The sequence below is a fragment of the Marinobacter sp. ELB17 genome (genome assembly GCF_000169375.1).
In the GTDB taxonomy this organism is placed as follows: domain Bacteria; phylum Pseudomonadota; class Gammaproteobacteria; order Pseudomonadales; family Oleiphilaceae; genus Marinobacter.
Map to the genome: position 1 here is coordinate 1 of NZ_AAXY01000072.1, position 1548 is coordinate 1548.

Annotated in this window: 2 protein-coding genes; both read right to left on the minus strand. The window is 54.8% G+C overall.

The features are described 5' to 3' along the window. Positions 1-734 (minus strand): alanine racemase (locus MELB17_RS23050; protein WP_007352759.1); only part of this gene is annotated, 734 nt, incomplete at its 3' end. Then, the coding region (locus MELB17_RS23055) for an IucA/IucC family C-terminal-domain containing protein (RefSeq protein ID WP_007352760.1) at positions 731-1548 on the minus strand (818 nt) is incomplete at its 5' end. The genes MELB17_RS23055 and MELB17_RS23050, both read right to left, overlap by 4 nt.

Here is a 1548-nt window from a genome sequence, read left to right on the forward strand (position 1 = left end):
ATGCCGCCCCCCACGTTAATCTGCGTTATCTGCAGGTCGTAATCACTTTCCCACTGGCTGACCCGACGACAGTAGGTCTGGATCAATGCCAGGTGGCGGTCCGGATCCAACTGATGGGACATGAGGTGAAAGTGGAACCCCCTTAGCCTTACATGCGATGCCCTGGCGAGCATGGGCAAGGCTTGCTGAAGCGTGTCCTCATCCATGCCAAAGGGGGTTGGCACGCCGCCCATGGTCAGACGGGTGGTGGCCATTTCCGGTAGATTCAGATTAATCCGCAGCAAAATCTCCTGGGTTTGTTGGGATTTTCCCGTTATCTCTGTTAAACGTTCCAGCTCCAGCAAACTTTCAACGTGAATCAGCTCAACGTTTGATTCAACGGCGTGCTTGAGTTCAGAAACCAGTTTACCGGGACCGCCGAAAATGACCGGCAGCTCGGGGAAATGATCCCGGACCCACCGCAACTCACCACCCGATGCAACTTCCAACCCATGCACCCATGGCGTCAGGGTTTGCAGCAGTGGCAGTGACGGGTTGGCTTTGGTGGCATAAAACATTTCGCATTGCGGTGGCAGGGCCTCAACCACCGCTTGCACATGGCTGCTCAGGCTGTCTAGATCGTAGATGTAGGCGCAAAGGGGGTCGCTGTGTTGGCGTTGTAAATCAAGCGCTGCCTGATGAATTCTTTCCAGTAATTTCCTGTTTGGTAATTTCCTGTCCGCTACTTTTGTCATGTTGTGCTGCTCGTGCCGTTTGCTTTGTCTTTTGTCTCGATGCTTGCGATGCAGGTATCCTGCGACGGTTCCGCTGACACTAAGGCCGCAATCGGATTGCGCATCTGCACATACTCTGAATCCCGGTCCGCCCATTTGAACAAGCGGGTTATCAGGTTGCTCTTGTTGGGAATGGACTCGCCCCTGAGCAATCCTCCGAGCACCTGGTGTGCCCAAGCGCTGTCACAGCGGCCCAGGAATTGTTCAAGGTGGGCTTTCCACACGCGCCACAACGTCTTTTCCAGGTCCGAATCGTTGAGGGCGAGATAACTGACAGCCTGAAACAAGTTGTTGATCAACAGACAGTAGGCAATGCGCTGCCATCCCCTCTCCGCGCTGTAAAGAACTGACGCATTCACACGTTCATCCAGTTCGGTGGGCAGTTGTCCAGACCAGAGGCCGGCAATCAGTTTGGTGCCCTCCAGATCACGTACAAACACCTGAGCGGGGTAGCCGTTTTTTAACCCGATAACAACATTCTGCAGATGGGGCTCAAACGCCACCCCGTGAACAAACAGCGCGTCCAGTAAAGGCGGCACCAGCAGCTCCAGATAGCGCTCAAACCAGCTGACTGCCGCTTGGCTTCGTCCGAGACCGGCAAAACGTGCCCAAACACCCACAGCTTCTGTGAGCGGGCAGTGGTCGAATCGATCTTCACTGAACAGCGACGCCGCCAGTAAGGGTGTTACCCCCGGCGCCAAAAGAGGCTCCAGACTGTTGCGCAAAATCAGACCGAAACCTTCCATCAGCAGATGACGTTTGGATTCTTCTGCCT